This window comes from Empedobacter sp. UBA5924, assembly GCF_002431085.1.
GTDB lineage: Bacteria > Bacteroidota > Bacteroidia > Flavobacteriales > Weeksellaceae > Empedobacter > Empedobacter falsenii_B.
In genome coordinates this window covers 41,920-58,009 of the sequence record NZ_DJDM01000024.1, presented here as the reverse complement: position 1 = coordinate 58,009, position 16,090 = coordinate 41,920, and the positions used below count along the sequence as shown (strand labels likewise).

The window sequence follows — 16,090 nt, the reverse complement described above, 5'->3', positions numbered from 1 at the left end:
AAGTGGATTTTTTGTATTATAAATTTTATATTTTACTGATGTTGTTGTGCATCAATTACAGCAATGGTAACCATATTCACAATTTCGCGAACAGTACTATCCAATTGTAACAAATGAATTGGTTTTTTCATTCCGATCAAAATTGGTCCAACCGCTTCTATATTTCCTAATTCTTGTAATAATTTATACGAAATATTCGCTGATTCAAGATTTGGAAAAACTAATGTATTCGCATGCGTTCCTGCTAATTTAGAAAATGGAAAATTACTTTGTAATTTCTCTCTGTTTACTGCAAAATTTGCCTGAATATCGCCATCAACTAAAACATCTGGATGATTTTGATGTAGATAATTCACTGCATTCTGAACTTTAGAAACCGTTTCTCCTTTATTTGATCCGAAGTTTGAATAAGATAATAATGCAATCTTTGGTTCAATTTTAAATTTCTTAATTGTTTCGTTAAATTGCAATGTAATGTTAACTAAATCCTCTGAAGTTGGATCTAAATTAACCGTTGTATCACCTAAGAAAACTGGTCCTTTTTCTGTCAACATCATATACATACTCGCAACTTTTTGACCTTGTTCCGCTCCAATTAATTCTAAAGCTGGACGAATCGCTTGCGAATAATTTTTCGTCATTCCCGAAATCATTGCATCTGCATAACCAAACTCAACCATACATGATCCAAAATAATTACGATCTCTCAATAATTTTTTCGCATCAGATTTTGAGATTCCTTTTCGTTGACGTTTCGAATAAATAAAATCAACGAATTGATTGTATCTATCCGAATCTTCTTCAGCATTTGTATCAACAATTTCAACATCTTCCAAATCCAACATATAATCTTTAATCATTTGTTGAATTTTATTTTTCTTTCCTAAAATAATTGGAATAGCGATTTTTTCTTCCTTTACAATTTGCGCTGCACGAAGAATTTCGAAACGATCTCCTTCAGCAAAAACAACACGTTTTGGATTTGATTTTGCCGTTTGTGTCAAATTACGCATAATCGTACTTTCTTTTCCGATTCGCTTAATCAAAGACAATTTATATGCTTCGAAATCTGTAATGATATTTTTAGCAACACCAGTTTCGATCGCCGCTTTTGCAACCGCAGCCGAAACTTCTGGTAACAAACGGGGATCATTAGGTTTTGGAATTATATAATCTTTTCCAAATTTGATCGAATGATTATTGTATGCTTGCGTCACAACTTCAGGAACTGGTTCTTTTGCTAATTCTGCAATTGCTCGAACAGCAGCAATTTTCATTTCCTCATTAATTGTCGTCGAACGAACATCTAACGCTCCTCTAAAAATATACGGAAACCCCAGTACATTATTCACCTGGTTTGGATAATCAGAACGCCCAGTTCCCATAATAATATCTTGACGCGTCGCAACTGCTAAATCGTATGCAATCTCTGGATTTGGATTTGCCATTGCTAACACAATTGGGTTTTCTGCCATTGTATTCAACATATCTGCTGATAAAACATCTGCAGCCGATAAACCGATAAAAACATCTGCATCTTTAACAGCATCTGCCAATGTCGAAATATCACGATCTGTTGCCCATTCAGACTTAGAAGGATCAAGATTATCACGGTCAGAACGGATTACGCCTTTACTGTCTAACATCACGATATTTTCTTTCGTTGCACCAACAGAAATATACATTCCTGTACACGAAATTGCCGCAGCACCAGCTCCGTTTACTACAATTTTAACTTTAGAAATATTTTTTCCTTGTAATTCACATGCATTAATCAACGCTGCACCAGAAATAATAGCTGTTCCGTGTTGATCGTCGTGCATAACTGGGATATTCATTTCAGCTTTCAAACGTTTCTCAATTTCGAAACACTCAGGCGCTTTAATATCCTCTAAATTAATTCCTCCAAAAGTAGGCTCTAAAGCTTTTACCGTATTGATAAATTCATCAACATTTTTTGTATCCAATTCGATATCGAAAACATCAATATCAGCAAAAATTTTGAATAGAAGACCTTTACCTTCCATCACCGGTTTTGAAGCTACCGCACCAATATCTCCCAAGCCTAAAACGGCTGTACCGTTACTAATAACTGCAACCAGATTTCCTTTTGCTGTGTACTTATAAGCATTTTCTGGATCTTTTTCAATCTCTAAACAAGGCTCCGCAACACCTGGTGAATAAGCAAGCGATAAATCACGTTGTGTATTCGTAGGTTTTGTAGGCACTACTGCAATCTTTCCTGGTTGACCCATTGAATGGTAATTCAATGCATCTTTCTTACGATTGTCATTCATTTCTCTGTGGTTTATATTTTTTCAAAATAAATTTAGGTAAAATATATTCAACCCACTTATGACAGATGTTAGATTTTGATATTTTATTAAAATAAATTATCGAGTTATACAATTTTGAAGTTAATAATTATGAGGTTGATAAATTAAAAATTAAATCGAGTGGTAAACATAACTTGAGTTGGTCTCAACTTATAGATAAATCGTTGTTCATAATTGGAAGAAAAACTGTTTTGAGAAAAATATTTTTCATTAAAAAGATTATAAGCAGACAATTCAAAATCTATTTTCTTCTTTTTTAATGAATAACGATACATTAAATCTCCGAAAGTTGAATTTGGATTTAATCTTGAATCATCATTAACATACAAATCAAAATTAAGTTTTATATAATGCTGATCTACAGGAAAAAAATGTAATCCTATTTGGTGGATTTGATTGGTGATTGAACGTGATTCAGATTCCTTTGAAAACTTATTTTTATAATTTGTTAAACCGTATTTATATTCAAAAGTCATCCAACTTAATAATCTGAAAGATGCATCAAAATTAGAAGTTAAAATGGTATTGTGAATTTCGATTAAATCATCATTTAATAATTGATCGTAGGTTGTAAAATTATAACCTCCAGCTAAATTAAATGTTGTCTTAATTTTAGAAAAATATTGACTTATTTTAGCATTAACAGAATGTGTTTTTTGATGATTTTTTAAGTTCAAAGCTTCTAAAACTGTACTTGCATCCGCATTATAGCTGTAATTGTAGATTAAGTTATTTTCTGACCAATTGTACGAATATCCAAAATTGATAAACCTAGATTTTATCGGATTTTTATACTCGAAACGTAAAGAAGAAATCCATTTTTTTACTTCGTTAAAATTTCCGTCATTTTGTTGAATAGAATTGTATCGATACAATATAAATCCTTCGTGCAAACGTGTTAAACTCCCCAAATCATTAGAGAAATTATGCGAGGTTGATACTTTCCAGAATTTTGAAAATTCTAAACCTATATTAAATTTTGGTTCGATGTAAAAACGATTGTATGAAGTTTTATTTCCGAAAGAATTATTCTCTAAATTATACCACTGAAAAGGAATTCCAAAAGAAAAATTAAGTCGATTCTTTCTGTACGAAAAGTTATTTTCTACATACGGATTTAAAGTTGACCAGCGTGTATTGTTAGTAAAAGTAGAATTTATTGGTTGATTATCTGCTAACAAATCACTTTTCATTGTATGATTGGTGTACTTAATTCCAATTTTTGATTGTAGCGTTAAAGCTTTTATTCCTTTTGAAAATTCAGCGAAATTATTTGTCGAAAATTTCTCAAAATTAATTTGTTGAAACACATTTTGATAATCATTTCCGTTGTTTATAAAATCAGTAAAAACTCCAGGAGAAACACTTAAATTCTCGTTATAATTTCTGTATGCAATAACAGAACGCAACGTAATTAATTGTTTACCAACTTTCTTGATTGTATTAAACTGATTGGTAAACTGCCGATTTGGTTGTGTTAATCGTTGTGTAATAAAATTATTATTTTGATTGAGATCTCCTCTCGAACTGTTCCAGTCTCCTTTAAATTCCAAGACATTTTCAAGATAATTTTTAGAACTATTTTGAGATAATGTTGCTTTTAGATTAAGACTTTCTATTTGCAAATAATTTTTTTTGATTTCGTTGAGAAATATATCACCTGTTGGTAAAAAATATTGTGTGTTTGTTTCTCCGAATCGCTTTTGAAAATCGTTGTGATAAGACAAGTTAATTCGTAAATCTAGCTCTTTTTTTAATTTAAAAAGATGATTCCAAGAACCAATATTTATTGCATTATCTAACCAACGTTCGCCATCAAAATTGGGAGTTTGTACACCTGCAATTGATAACCAACTTTCGTTCGAAAATTTTTCAGAGTCATTTAAAAAATCTTCAAGACTTAAGGTTTTTAATTGACGAGAAACATCATTTCCACGATTATTTCCTTGATAAGAACCTATCATTTGTTGCTTTTTTGTGAACAACATTGGTGTAATATTCGCCTGATACAACAATGGTGAAGCGCCAAGACCAACTTCTGCTTTACCAGAATAGGTAATTTTGCTTTTTAGTTTAATATTTAATGCGGCTTTAGAGCTATAAACCAAACTGTCTAAAATCTTGATAGGCTGATGATTTTCTAAAATTTGTACTTTATCTACTGCATCTGCTGAGAGATTTTCGTTAGCTAAGGCATATTTTCCGCCCAACAAATCCATTCCTTCGATGTAATATTTATTAATTGGTTCGCCTTGATATAAAATTCTACCTGAAGCTTCTATTTCTATTCCAGGCATTTTTTTGATCACATCTGCTATAGAACGGTCTTTTATATCTTTAAAATTACTGACATCATAGGCAATTGTGTCGCCTTTTTTGCGAATTGGAGATTCTTTTAATTTAACTTCTTTTAACTCGATAGCTTTTTCTTGTAAAGTGAAATCAAAGTTTGTGGAAGATTCGTTTACCAAATCTGAAGTAAAAGCATAATTCATCGCACGAACTTTTATTTCATAAGTTTCGTGCGATGAATTATCTATTTTTATCGAATATTTACCGTCCGATTTTGTAATAAAATACGCCAAGGTTTCGTCCGAAGTACTTGGTGAAATGGTAACGTTAGCACCAGATATAGGTTTTCCTTCCTCATTTTTTACAACACCAGAAATGGTAAGTTGTGCAAAAATAAAGTGAAAAAATAAAGCAAATAATAGTGTTAATTGGGCTTTCAAAAATTAATATGATTACTTTTTTCTAAAAAAACATTTTCGCTTTTTAATTTATTATCTATCTTTTTTTCCATTTCAGCTGGTGAAATATTAGAGCTTGTTATATTAAGACTTTTTAAGTTTTGTATAATTTCAACTCCCCTATTTTCATATATTTTTTTGTAATCCTCTAAATTCACTTTTTTTGATTTTGTAAAATCTTTTGTTAAATCAGGTTTTGTATTATTTTGATTAATCTCAATTGCAGAAAAATGGAAATAATTATTGTCATCATAGATTTCTAAAATAAGCCCTGGTAATCCTCCAAATTTGTATGGACCAACACTGTTTGGTATTTCTTCTGTGTACCAAGCTGTCCATTTTCGCCCTAAATATGTTGTTGTTGCTTTTTTTATAATTAAATCCAGCTGAGTTTTTTGCTCATTTTCTATTTTCCAATTTATTTCCTCAATAGGCTGATTTAATAGGTAAATATTTCTATTTACTTTACTTAATATTTTATTTGTTCCATTATTTCTTATTATAGTATGATTAATGATTGGGGATGGGTATTTTTCTTTTATAGCAGCTATATTTAGTGTGTTATTTGTTATAAATTCTTGAGTATTTTTAGCATTTAATCCTTGAAGATAATTATCGTAGTTTACCTTTTTTGGACTTATATAAATTGTACTATCTTTTGCAATATACAAATCCATTTCTTCATATTTTACTTCTTTTTTTACAGAATCAGTTACAAATTTCACGTCATATACAACTTTATATGTTTGTGCTTGAATAAAAAAAGAGGATAAAATAAATAATATGAATATTTTTTTCATAACTCTATTTATAAAGTATAGCATTAACTAAGTTTAATGCTATACCTCTTATTATTTAATTACAATAAACTTCCATTTCTTCATAAAGTTCTACAGCAAAATCTATAACATCTCCTAAAGGACCACAATCTTCATATACAAATCCAACTCCACATCTTTCAACAGATACATCCCAGCATTCTACTGAAGTTACATCTTGTTTATCTTCAGTTTCTGTTTCATTTGCCATTGCAAAAGTTCCGATAAGTGCAAAAGCACTTGTTAATAACATTTTTTTCATTTTTTAAGTAATTTAGTTTTTTAATAATCAATCATAGTTTGCAACCTACAATTGCCTCATTAACGTTAATTACATCAATAATAATAATAATAATAATAATAATACACAAATCTTTTTGCAACTTAAGTATATAAAAACAAATAATTTAATATTTGGTTTATTCTAATTCAATAGGGTTATAAGGCATTCCACCAAAATTGGTTATAGCTTTCTTATTTTCGTCAAGTGCAACTCCTTTTAACCTTTCAGCTGCATTTTCATGATAATCTTTTTCAGCTTTATAGAATTCTGTTTTCTTAACTTTTATAGGTGTTTTTTCACCTTGTGCTAAATAGATTTGTTTAGGATTTTGGTTGCTAGCGTTTGCTGTAAAATGATAATGTTCTTTATCATCATAAATCTCTAAAATAAGACCAGGCAAACCATAAAATTTATACGGACCAGCATTCATTGGGATTTCGTCAGTGTACCAAGCCGTCCATTTTCTACCACCGTAGTTTACAGTCGCTTTTTTTGCAGTATAATTCAAGATTTGTTTGGTGTCATTCAGTAGTTTCCAATCCAATTTTGGTAACGTTTCTTTATAAAAAAATGAATCGTGATAAATTTTATCTGCAAAAGTCAATTGATCTTTTTCTTTATCGATAATAATTTGATATCTAAAGGCAGATTTGAAACGTTGAGCCATACTAATATTAATATCATTTGCATTAACTGTTCCCAAATGACTATGTTTTTCGTCTATAGAATCTGATCCAATTCTATTGTAATCGACGAATTTATTGTAACGTTTACCAATTTGTAGAAGTGCTAAACCAGCTTTCGCTTTTTCCGGGTTTTTTATATTACGAACAACTTTGTAATCGTAAGTTATATTGTAATCAGATAACTCGAAATTTGTTTGGGAGTAATTAGAAGAATTGAATGTCGCGTCAGTTTTTATTTGTGGCTGTGCATATACAATGCAACCAATAAAAATGATAAAATAGTATAGTAATTTCATTATAAGGTTGTTAATTATGATGAAATTACTATAAATATTTTTATTCTACAAATATAGTATTAATTTATTTTTAAATTATTTACCACGTCAACCAACTTTTTAGTTAAGTTTTTACGGTTGAATTGTTGAACTTCGTCTTCGTTTGTTTCAAATTTTTGAAGAGGATTTCTTAACCATTGGTTATAAATAGAAAGGATGAAAGATTTTATTTCAGTAACATCTTGATGGCTAAAATAATCGCCAGCTTTCGTTTTATGCAGTATTTTTTGAACATCAGCATCTGCTGGACCAACTGCTAAAATAGGATTTCCAGTCGCCATATATTCAAATAACTTTCCAGGAATAATTCCTTTAGATGCAACATTATCAAAGTTGGTCAAAATCAAAACATTTGCTGTATTAATAGCGTTCAATGACTCTTGATGTGAAACGTAACCATGTGCAACCAAGTTTTTCTCTAAACCTGCATCAATCACTGTTTGTTTGACGTCATCAGCTAAAGAACCATAAAAATTAAGTTTAAAATCTTCTCGAAACGATTGATTTTCGTTGCTAATTTCAGCTAAAGCTTTCCACAAAGCGATTGGATTTCGAAGCATTTCCAAACCTCCAGAATACGTCAAATGAAAGTGATTTTGATCTTTTTCTGTTTGTTGTTTTACTTCTTCAAAACCATTTGTAATTACTTCTACATGTTTTGCACCAATCTTCTTGAAATTTTCTCCATCAGCATAACTTGTTGCTAAAACAACATCTGCTTTTTGCATTACTTCACGCTCTAAATCTTCGTGTTTTTTTGCAGCCCAAAAAGTTAATTTCAATTCTTTGTGATAACTAATTTGAGTCCATGGATCACGAAAATCTGCCAACCATTTGAGATTTGGTAATTGTTTTTTCAATTTCAAACCGATTAAATGTAAGCTATGAGGCGGACCAGAAGTTACAATCGTATCGATATTTTCTTTTTGTAAAAAGTCTTTTAAATATTCTGCAGAAGGATTTACCCAAAACTTGCGCGCATCTGGAATAAAGAAATTTCCACGCACAAAAACTGACAATCTCGACATGAAAGATTGATTTTCTTTCTTTTCGAAATGTCCACCTTTATAAGCTTTATTCTTTGGATTCAGTTTTTCTGCTAACTGATAAGGTTCCCAAATTTTATTCTTGATGATTTTAACTTTTGGATTAATGTCCTTGGCTAAAGTTTCATCGAGAATTGGATAAGAAGGATTTTCTGGAATATAAACATAGGTTTCATATCCAAATTCAGGAAGATATTTTGTGAATTTCAACCATCTTTGAACACCAGGACCTCCCGCAGGAGGCCAGTAATAGGTGATGATTAATATTTTTTTCATTCCAAAATTAAGCCTTTTCAGCGACTAAGTTTAAATTCTCTTTTATAGAACATTTTTTATATCCCAAATAAATACCTCCAGCCACAACGATTAAAAGTAAAATATTCGAAACTATCACAATCATATTTCCAGTAGAAATAACTTGTGGTTTAAATTCCATCACGATTGTATGATTTCCCTTTTGTACAGGAACTGCACGCAATACGTAATTCGCTTTTTCGATCGGAACTTCCTTTCCATCAACTGTTGCAGTCCATCCATGTGGATAATAAACTTCTGAGAAAACAGCAATTTGATCTGTATTAGAAGAAGATTTATACGTCATCTTCATTGGTGAATAATCAACCAATTCAATTTTCGCATTAGTATCTGCCGAAACATTCATGTTTTTATTCTCAACCAAATCTTTACGTAAAATTACAGTGTTATTAATTGGTGTAGAATTTATCGCTAAGATTTCATCATTTGCATTTTCTGTCCATTTGATATTTGAAGCCAACCACGCACTTCCAAAAGCTGTAGGATTTTGCTGTACTTGGGGTTCCGTTGGACTTCCATGAATAATGTATTTCGTATTCATCATATTCAATACATTAATCAAACCTGTTTCATCTTTGATTCCGTATTTTTTCAATTGTGGATCTTGAGAAAAATAGATATCCACAACATCTTGGTATTTCCCTAATTTCGCTGCATGATAACCACCAATCGAAGGAACAAAATATGAAGTTCCAGCTTCGTTAAATGTACTCAAAACCGTATTGTAAACACGGAAATGTGATTTATCTTGTTTTGATATGTTCGATAATAAATTATTCAACGGAACTTTGTAAGCAATTTGTGCTACATTATTGTTGTTCTGAGCTTCGGTTTGTAAACGAGGCGACATTTCCGTTGGGAAAGGATTATCAACAATGTATTTAGATACAAAATTATCTTCGTTCAAATATCTTTTATTCACCGTAAATCCATCAATAAAAGCCAATGCACCAATCGCTAAAATGACGATAATTGGTTTTTTGATAAACTTGAATAAATAAGCCAACAACAAAGCCATTGTGAACAAAACAAAAATCAATGTGCGAACTGTATCCGCTTTAAACATTGCAATTCTATCTTGAATTAATGCTTCATCTAATCGTTTTATCAATCCATCCCAAAGTCCGATTGCATTTGGATTTGCTTGCTGAATTTGTCCGATTAATTGTTCAGTCATTAATTTTTCATTCTCTGATGTAAATGGAAAAATCATTCCACCGAATAAGAAGAATATAATTAAAATTCCAACTGTAGAACCACCAGCTATATAAAGTACTTTCTTTTTGAATTCATCTGATTCGTCAGAATTAAAGAAATAATATAAAGTCAAAATTGCTAAGAAAGGCATTGTAAATTCGGCAATTACCAAGATTGATGATACAGCGCGAAACTTATCATACATCGGGAAATAATCAATAAATAAGTTCGTAACGAATGGTAAATTTTTACCCCATGCCAAAATGAAACTTAGAATCGTTGCTCCAACTAACCATTTTTTATAGGTCGCGTATTTTCCACGTACCATAAACATTCCGATAATAAACAAGAAAACGACTACAGCTCCCTGATAAGCTGGACCAGAAGTTCCTGGCTGATCTCCCCAATATGCACTTCTCGGTTGACTTGCCACAGCTTGAAAAACTTGCTGATTGAACTCGTCTTCACCAAGACTATATTGAGTATTTTGTAATTCTGATGTATAATTCTTTAAATCTTCTGGATTCGTTTGCGAACCACCCCCCATCAAATTTGGAATAAAAAGATTTAATGTTTCTAATTTTCCATAACTCCATTGTGTGATATAATCGTGATCTAATCCGTTCGAATTCTTTTTCAACAAGGTCATCTCAGATTTCCCACGAGTCGTTTCTTTACTATATTCGTAAGTTGACAATAATCGATTTGCATTCAATCCTGCTGCAATAATTACAGCGACAACTACTAATGCAGATGATTTTAAGAAATCTGGTAATTCTTTTTTCTTTAAACTATCAATAAATTGAACAATTGCAAAAACCAACAACGCTAAAAACAAATAGAACGTCATTTGAATGTGATTGGCTTGTAATTGCAATCCCATAAACAAGGTTGTGAGTACAAAACCTGCAATGTATTTTTTGCGATACAATAGAAGAATTCCAGCAACCAAAGGCGCGAAATACCCAATTGTATGTAGCTTTCCGTTATGTCCGGCTGCAATTAATTCGAAATAATACGAACCAAATGCAAAGAAAATTGCACCGACTAAAGCATATTGCCACTTTTTGAAAAGCGTTAAGCCAAGAATAAAAAATCCTGTAAACAACAAGAAAATGTAATCTGCTGGACGCGGTAAAAATCTGAATGCGCCATCAATGGTTTTGATGATATCAAAACTATATTTCGCACCAGTTTGATAGGTTGGCATTCCACCAAACATCGCATCAGACCAATAGACATTTTCTCCTGTTTTGTCTTGATACGTCAACATTTCTTGCGCACTACCCTTGTAGTTGATAATATCAGGCTGAATAACAGATTTTCCCGATAAAACTGGTGAACAATACACCAATGCAATCACTGCAAAAAGCAGCAATGAGATAAGAACGTAGAGTAAATTCTTTTTATTTTTCATCCTTTTTTTCTTCGATTATTTCGTAATCCACCGTTTCGGCGTCTATATTATATTTCGGTTTGTCGAAAGATGTGTTTGGTTTCGATTCGTTGTACGAATCATTTGAGTTTTGGCTCTGATTATAAGCATTTCTTTGCTGATTAATTGCTTCTTGAAAAACCTTTTTCACTGCAAATACTTTTCTTAAAAATCTAAAAATCGTTAAGAAAATAATACTTAAAATTATAATCCAAATAATTGTTTTCATTTTAGTTAACTGTTGTGACAGTTGTAACCGACTCAGTCATCGTTTGTTTTTGACCTTGCGCTTCTACTGTACGTTTTAATGTTTCCTTTTTCGTTAAATTAACTTTGTTGATCCAACCAGATTTTGTATCCAACAAAATTTTTCCATCTACATTCGCACTACTATTCGCAGACATTGTAACACCTTGCTGCGACTCATTACCTTTCAAACTTTGCGTTCCATTTACAGTAATTGTCGTATTTGCAGGCTCAACACTTGCTAAAGTTCTCTTCATCGAAATATTTCCTTTCATTGGACCTTGATCAATTTTTTGACTATCGCTCCAAGATTCTTTAAGCGCTAAAGTTTTGTTAGGAAAAATATTCATCGTTTCTTCAAATTGAGAAGAAATTGCTTGTTTGTTTAATGAATTGTCGATAATCTGTGTAAAGAATTTAAATTCTTCTGCACTTACTTGAGTTTTTACAGAATTTAAAATTGATTTTTTAATTTCATCTAATCCATCAACGCTTACAACTTTTCCTTTCTGATCAACTTTCATTGTATACGTTTTTCCTGTCATAGCTTTGTAAATCGACCAAGAAACCGCAATATCTTTGTTCGCTGGTTTCGCAGCATTTGTGTCATACGAAATTGATTTTCCCGAAGGATCTGTCATTTTCTCGCTATATTGTTTAGATTTCACTTCTAATGTATACACACCATCTTTGAAATCTTTTACCGTATAATCAATTTGTTTTTTACTTTCGCTTGACATTTTTTGAGATTGTTTCCCATCCGAAGCCGTGTGAGTTGTTTTGATTCCCAACGTCATTGGATAAGTCTTTCCTATCTCCAAATTGTATTTGTAAGCATATTTGTCATCTGCACCTTTTGTTATTGCTACAACTTCTGGTTCAGCAAGCGTTTCAGCAACATTCAAAGAATCTGTTGTTTCCGTTTTGGCAACTGTATCACCTTTTTCATTCACAATTAATTCTTTTCCGTCTTTATCTTTTCCTACGACTTTATCATCTTTTTTACATGAAACAACTGCCATTGCGACAGCCATCATGAATAGTAATTTTTTCATATCAATTTTATGTTTGATAGTTGGTTTATTGCCAAAATCAATCCAAAAATAAGGATTTTAGTTGATTTTTTAACATTAAGATTTTAAAACAATCATATCTAGAAAATTAGATGATTGAAAAGAATTTATTGTCAATCTAGAAAATTATAAAGTATTACAAATTGTCATAATTAATAAATACAAAAAAAGCCTCCCAAATTGGGAGGCTTTTACTATATAATCGAATAGATTATGCTTCTTCTGTACTTTCAGTTTCAGCAGCTGGTGCAGCTTCTTCTGTTTTAGTACTTTTTTTACTACGACGTGTAGTTGCTTTTTTCTCTACTTTCGCGTTAGTGTAGATATCATTGAAATCTACTAACTCGATCATTGCAGTATCAGCACCGTCACCTAAACGGAATCCAGTTTTGATGATACGAGTGTATCCTCCTGGGCGATTTGCAATTTTAGGAGCTACAGTTCTGAATAATTCAGTTACAGCTTCTTTATCTTGTAAGTATGAAAATACAACGCGACGGTTGTTAGTATCGTCTGTTTTAGACTTTGTCAATAAAGGCTCAACATATGTTTGTAATGCTTTAGCCTTTGCTACTGTTGTGTTAATTCTCTTGTGAGTAATCAACGCTATAGCTAAATTAGATAATAAAGCTCTTCTATGAGAGGCAGTTCTACCTAAATGGTTAAATTTTTTTCCGTGTCTCATTTTTTAATAAAATTATTCTACGTCTAACTTATATTTTACGATGTCCATTCCAAAGTTAAGACCTTTGCTGTCCACCAATTCTTCTAACTCTGTAAGAGATTTCTTACCAAAGTTTCTGAATTTCATTAAGTCAGACTTAGCGAAAGAAACTAATTCGCCTAATGTTTCAACTTCAGCTGCTTTTAAACAATTTAATGCTCTTACTGATAAATCCATATCTACCAATTTTGTTTTCAATAATTGGCGCATATGTAATGCTTCTTCATCATAAGTTTCACCAGATGCAACTTCTTCCGCTTCTAATGTAATTCTCTCATCTGAGAATAACATAAAGTGGTGAATTAAGATTTTAGCTGCTTCAGTTAAAGCATCTTGAGGTGTTATAGAACCATCTGTTGTAATTTCAAAAACTAATTTTTCGTAGTCAGTTTTTTGTTCTACACGATAGTTTTCAATTGCGTATTTTACATTCTTAATTGGAGTGTAAATTGAGTCAATTGCTATAGTACCGATTGGCGCAGAAGCCTTTTTATTCTCATCAGCTGGTACGTATCCTCTACCTTTTTCGATTGTAAATGTAATTGTTACGTTTACTTTAGCGTCTAAGTTAGCGATAACTAATTCAGGGTTTAAAACTTGGAATCCAGAAATAAATTTCCCTAAATCACCTGCTGTTAATTGATCTTGCCCTGAGATAGTAGCAGTTACAGTTTCAGCATCTGATTCATCAATTTGTTTCTTAAAACGAACCTTTTTCAGATTTAAAATGATCTCTGTAACATCTTCCACTACTCCTGGAATAGTTGAAAATTCGTGCTCAACTCCTTCAATTTTGATTGAAGTGATCGCATATCCTTCTAATGAAGAAAGTAACACTCTACGTAGAGCATTTCCAACTGTAATCCCGTATCCTGGCTCTAATGGACGGAACTCGAATTGTCCGAATTTAGAGTCAGACTCTACTAAGATTACTTTGTCAGGTTTGATGAAATTTAAAATAGTCATTTTATTAGTCTGATTTTAAGGTTTATTTAGAATATAACTCGACGATTAATTGCTCTTTAATATCTTCTGGAATTTGAACTCTTTCTGGAGCTTTTGTGAAAGTTCCTGATTTTTGTTCGTCGTTCCAAATTAACCAATCGTACTCGCTACGTGCGTGTAAAGAGTTTGTGATTGCAGTTAAAGATTTAGATTTTTCTCTAACAGCGATTACATCACCAGCTTTTAATTGGTAAGAAGGGATGTTCACGATTTCTCCGTTTACAGTTACGTGTTTGTGAGATACTAATTGACGTGCAGCACTACGTGAGTTTGCGATACCTAAACGGTAAACTACGTTATCTAAACGAGATTCACATAATTGTAATAATACTTCACCTGTAATTCCTTTAGAAGCATTTGCTTTTTTGTATAAGTTAGCAAATTGACGCTCTAAAATACCGTAAGTATATTTTGCTTTTTGTTTTTCAGTTAACTGAATAGCGTATTCTGATTTTTTAGCTCTTCTTTTGTTAGGTCCGTGTTGCCCTGGAGGATATTTCTTTTTCTCAAAAGATTTATCGTCACCGAAAATTGGTTGTCCAAATTTTCTTGCAATTTTAGTTTTTGGTCCTGTATATCTTGCCATGATTTGTTACTATTAAATATATTAAATAATTAAATTGAGAAAAATGATTATACTCTTCTCTTTTTAGGTGGACGACATCCATTGTGTGGTAATGGAGTAACATCAACGATTTCAGAAACCTCGATACCACCGTTATGAATTGTTCTAATAGCAGATTCACGACCTTGACCTGGTCCTTTCACGAATACTTTTACTCTTCTTAATCCTGCTTCGTATGCAACTGTTGTTGCATCTTGAGCAGCTACTTGAGCAGCGTAAGGAGTGTTCTTTTTAGATCCACGGAATCCCATTTTACCTGCTGAAGACCAAGAGATAACTTCACCGTTTTTGTTTGTTAAAGTAACGATAACGTTGTTAAACGATGCTTGAATATGAGCTTGTCCAGTAGCTTCAATAACTACTTTTCTTTTCTTTACTACTTTCTGATTTTTTGCCATGATCCTATTTATTATTTAGTGGCTTTTTTCTTGTTAGCAACTGTTTTCTTTTTACCTTTTCTTGTACGTGAGTTATTTTTTGTTCTTTGACCACGTAATGGTAAACCTAATCTGTGACGAATACCTCTTTGACATCCGATATCCATTAAACGTTTGATGTTTAATTGGATTTCTGATCTTAATTCACCTTCTACTTTGAAAGTTTCATTGATCGATGCACGGATTGCGTTGATTTCTTCATCAGTCCATTCGCTAACTTTTGTATCTTCTGAAATGTTATTTTCAGCTAAGATTTTAGAAGCACTGCTTCTTCCGATCCCGTAAATGTATGTAAGTCCGATTACCCCTCTTTTGTTTTTAGGTAAATCTACACCTGAAATTCTTGCCATAATTCTAAATAATTAACCTTGTCTTTGTTTAAACTTAGGATTCTTTTTGTTGATCACATACAAACGTCCTTTACGACGCACAATTTTACAGTCAGCACTTCTCTTTTTAATGGATGCTCTAATTTTCATCTTTGTAAATTTATTTATAATCCGATAGAGTTAACGTATCTACATTAACTCTACCACCAGTCGTTATTATTTCTTTTAGTATCTGTAAGATATTCTACCTTTCGTTAAATCGTAAGGAGACATCTCTATTTTAACTCTATCACCTGGTAATAATTTGATATAGTGCATACGCATTTTACCAGATATGTTACATGTTACAACATGTCCATTTTCTAATTCGACACGGAACATTGCATTTGATAATGCTTCTGTAATCGTACCGTCTTGTTCAATATGTTTTTGTTTAGCCATAAATCTTTT

Annotated in this window: 16 protein-coding genes; all 16 read right to left on the bottom strand. The window is 31.8% G+C overall.

What is annotated here, in order from left to right; translation table 11 throughout:
• Positions 1 to 32 precede the first annotated feature (32 nt).
• Positions 33 to 2,297 carry an NADP-dependent malic enzyme gene (locus B3792_RS06720; protein WP_291049321.1) on the bottom strand — a complete coding sequence of 755 codons (2,265 nt, stop codon included), beginning with the start codon at positions 2,295 to 2,297 and terminating at the stop codon, positions 33 to 35.
• A gap of 143 nt (positions 2,298 to 2,440) precedes the next feature.
• Positions 2,441 to 5,068: a carboxypeptidase regulatory-like domain-containing protein gene (locus tag B3792_RS06715; protein WP_291069198.1), complete on the bottom strand. Its 2,628-nt coding sequence runs from the start codon at positions 5,066 to 5,068 to the stop codon at positions 2,441 to 2,443.
• Positions 5,065 to 5,886 (bottom strand): GLPGLI family protein, encoded by an 822-nt coding sequence (locus B3792_RS06710; protein ID WP_185144170.1) that lies wholly within the window; start codon positions 5,884 to 5,886, stop codon positions 5,065 to 5,067. The genes B3792_RS06715 and B3792_RS06710 overlap by 4 nt, the downstream gene beginning before the upstream one ends.
• A gap of 55 nt (positions 5,887 to 5,941) precedes the next feature.
• Entirely contained in the window at positions 5,942 to 6,157 is a 216-nt protein-coding gene (locus B3792_RS06705) for a hypothetical protein (protein WP_291069196.1), read from the bottom strand.
• Positions 6,158 to 6,323: 166 nt separating this feature from the next.
• Positions 6,324 to 7,169 (bottom strand): GLPGLI family protein, encoded by an 846-nt coding sequence (locus B3792_RS06700; protein WP_291069194.1) that lies wholly within the window; start codon positions 7,167 to 7,169, stop codon positions 6,324 to 6,326.
• Between the two features lie 59 nt (positions 7,170 to 7,228).
• Positions 7,229 to 8,530 (bottom strand): glycosyl transferase family 1, encoded by a 1,302-nt coding sequence (locus tag B3792_RS06695; RefSeq protein ID WP_291069192.1) that lies wholly within the window; start codon positions 8,528 to 8,530, stop codon positions 7,229 to 7,231.
• A gap of 7 nt (positions 8,531 to 8,537) precedes the next feature.
• Positions 8,538 to 11,183 carry a YfhO family protein gene (locus tag B3792_RS06690; RefSeq protein WP_280049167.1) on the bottom strand — a complete coding sequence of 882 codons (2,646 nt, stop codon included), beginning with the start codon at positions 11,181 to 11,183 and terminating at the stop codon, positions 8,538 to 8,540.
• Positions 11,173 to 11,430, bottom strand: coding sequence for a hypothetical protein (locus B3792_RS06685; protein ID WP_125349691.1), 258 nt, complete (start codon positions 11,428 to 11,430; stop codon positions 11,173 to 11,175). Before B3792_RS06685 ends, B3792_RS06690 begins: the two co-directional genes overlap by 11 nt.
• 1 nt (position 11,431) lies before the next feature.
• Entirely contained in the window at positions 11,432 to 12,502 is a 1,071-nt protein-coding gene (locus tag B3792_RS06680) for a DUF6263 family protein (RefSeq protein ID WP_260509516.1), read from the bottom strand.
• 229 nt (positions 12,503 to 12,731) lie between these two features.
• Positions 12,732 to 13,205 carry a 50S ribosomal protein L17 gene (rplQ, locus tag B3792_RS06675; RefSeq protein WP_038335555.1) on the bottom strand — a complete coding sequence of 158 codons (474 nt, stop codon included), beginning with the start codon at positions 13,203 to 13,205 and terminating at the stop codon, positions 12,732 to 12,734.
• Positions 13,206 to 13,217: 12 nt separating this feature from the next.
• Complete coding sequence (locus B3792_RS06670) at positions 13,218 to 14,210, bottom strand: DNA-directed RNA polymerase subunit alpha (protein ID WP_038335552.1); 993 nt, start codon at positions 14,208 to 14,210, stop codon at positions 13,218 to 13,220.
• Positions 14,211 to 14,232: 22 nt separating this feature from the next.
• Positions 14,233 to 14,835 (bottom strand): 30S ribosomal protein S4, encoded by a 603-nt coding sequence (gene rpsD, locus B3792_RS06665; protein WP_114999018.1) that lies wholly within the window; start codon positions 14,833 to 14,835, stop codon positions 14,233 to 14,235.
• Between the two features lie 47 nt (positions 14,836 to 14,882).
• On the bottom strand, positions 14,883 to 15,272 hold the full coding sequence (gene rpsK, locus B3792_RS06660; protein ID WP_019974178.1) for a 30S ribosomal protein S11: 390 nt from the start codon (positions 15,270 to 15,272) through the stop codon (positions 14,883 to 14,885).
• Positions 15,273 to 15,283: 11 nt separating this feature from the next.
• A complete protein-coding gene (gene rpsM, locus B3792_RS06655) occupies positions 15,284 to 15,661 on the bottom strand; it encodes a 30S ribosomal protein S13 (RefSeq protein WP_038335547.1) in 378 nt (125 codons plus the stop codon).
• 12 nt (positions 15,662 to 15,673) lie between these two features.
• Positions 15,674 to 15,790, bottom strand: a complete 117-nt coding sequence (ykgO, locus tag B3792_RS06650) for a type B 50S ribosomal protein L36 (protein WP_013598490.1) — start codon at positions 15,788 to 15,790, stop codon at positions 15,674 to 15,676.
• Between the two features lie 75 nt (positions 15,791 to 15,865).
• The gene (gene infA / locus B3792_RS06645) at positions 15,866 to 16,081 is read right to left on the bottom strand and encodes a translation initiation factor IF-1 (RefSeq protein WP_019974180.1); all 216 of its coding nucleotides are present in this window, start codon (positions 16,079 to 16,081) and stop codon (positions 15,866 to 15,868) included.
• Between the last annotated feature and the right edge of the window lie 9 nt (positions 16,082 to 16,090).

Coding starts and splice junctions, on each gene's coding strand:
- B3792_RS06720 (WP_291049321.1), bottom strand. CDS start 2,297: ATGAATGACAATCGTAAGAAAGATGCATTGAATTACCATTCAATGGGT.
- ykgO (WP_013598490.1), bottom strand. CDS start 15,790: ATGAAAATTAGAGCATCCATTAAAAAGAGAAGTGCTGACTGTAAAATT.
- B3792_RS06670 (WP_038335552.1), bottom strand. CDS start 14,210: ATGACTATTTTAAATTTCATCAAACCTGACAAAGTAATCTTAGTAGAG.
- B3792_RS06705 (WP_291069196.1), bottom strand. CDS start 6,157: ATGTTATTAACAAGTGCTTTTGCACTTATCGGAACTTTTGCAATGGCA.
- B3792_RS06690 (WP_280049167.1), bottom strand. CDS start 11,183: ATGAAAAATAAAAAGAATTTACTCTACGTTCTTATCTCATTGCTGCTT.
- rpsK (WP_019974178.1), bottom strand. CDS start 15,272: ATGGCAAAAAATCAGAAAGTAGTAAAGAAAAGAAAAGTAGTTATTGAA.
- rpsM (WP_038335547.1), bottom strand. CDS start 15,661: ATGGCAAGAATTTCAGGTGTAGATTTACCTAAAAACAAAAGAGGGGTA.
- B3792_RS06695 (WP_291069192.1), bottom strand. CDS start 8,530: ATGAAAAAAATATTAATCATCACCTATTACTGGCCTCCTGCGGGAGGT.
- B3792_RS06700 (WP_291069194.1), bottom strand. CDS start 7,169: ATGAAATTACTATACTATTTTATCATTTTTATTGGTTGCATTGTATAT.
- rpsD (WP_114999018.1), bottom strand. CDS start 14,835: ATGGCAAGATATACAGGACCAAAAACTAAAATTGCAAGAAAATTTGGA.
- infA (WP_019974180.1), bottom strand. CDS start 16,081: ATGGCTAAACAAAAACATATTGAACAAGACGGTACGATTACAGAAGCA.
- B3792_RS06710 (WP_185144170.1), bottom strand. CDS start 5,886: ATGAAAAAAATATTCATATTATTTATTTTATCCTCTTTTTTTATTCAA.
- B3792_RS06685 (WP_125349691.1), bottom strand. CDS start 11,430: ATGAAAACAATTATTTGGATTATAATTTTAAGTATTATTTTCTTAACG.
- B3792_RS06680 (WP_260509516.1), bottom strand. CDS start 12,502: ATGAAAAAATTACTATTCATGATGGCTGTCGCAATGGCAGTTGTTTCA.
- rplQ (WP_038335555.1), bottom strand. CDS start 13,205: ATGAGACACGGAAAAAAATTTAACCATTTAGGTAGAACTGCCTCTCAT.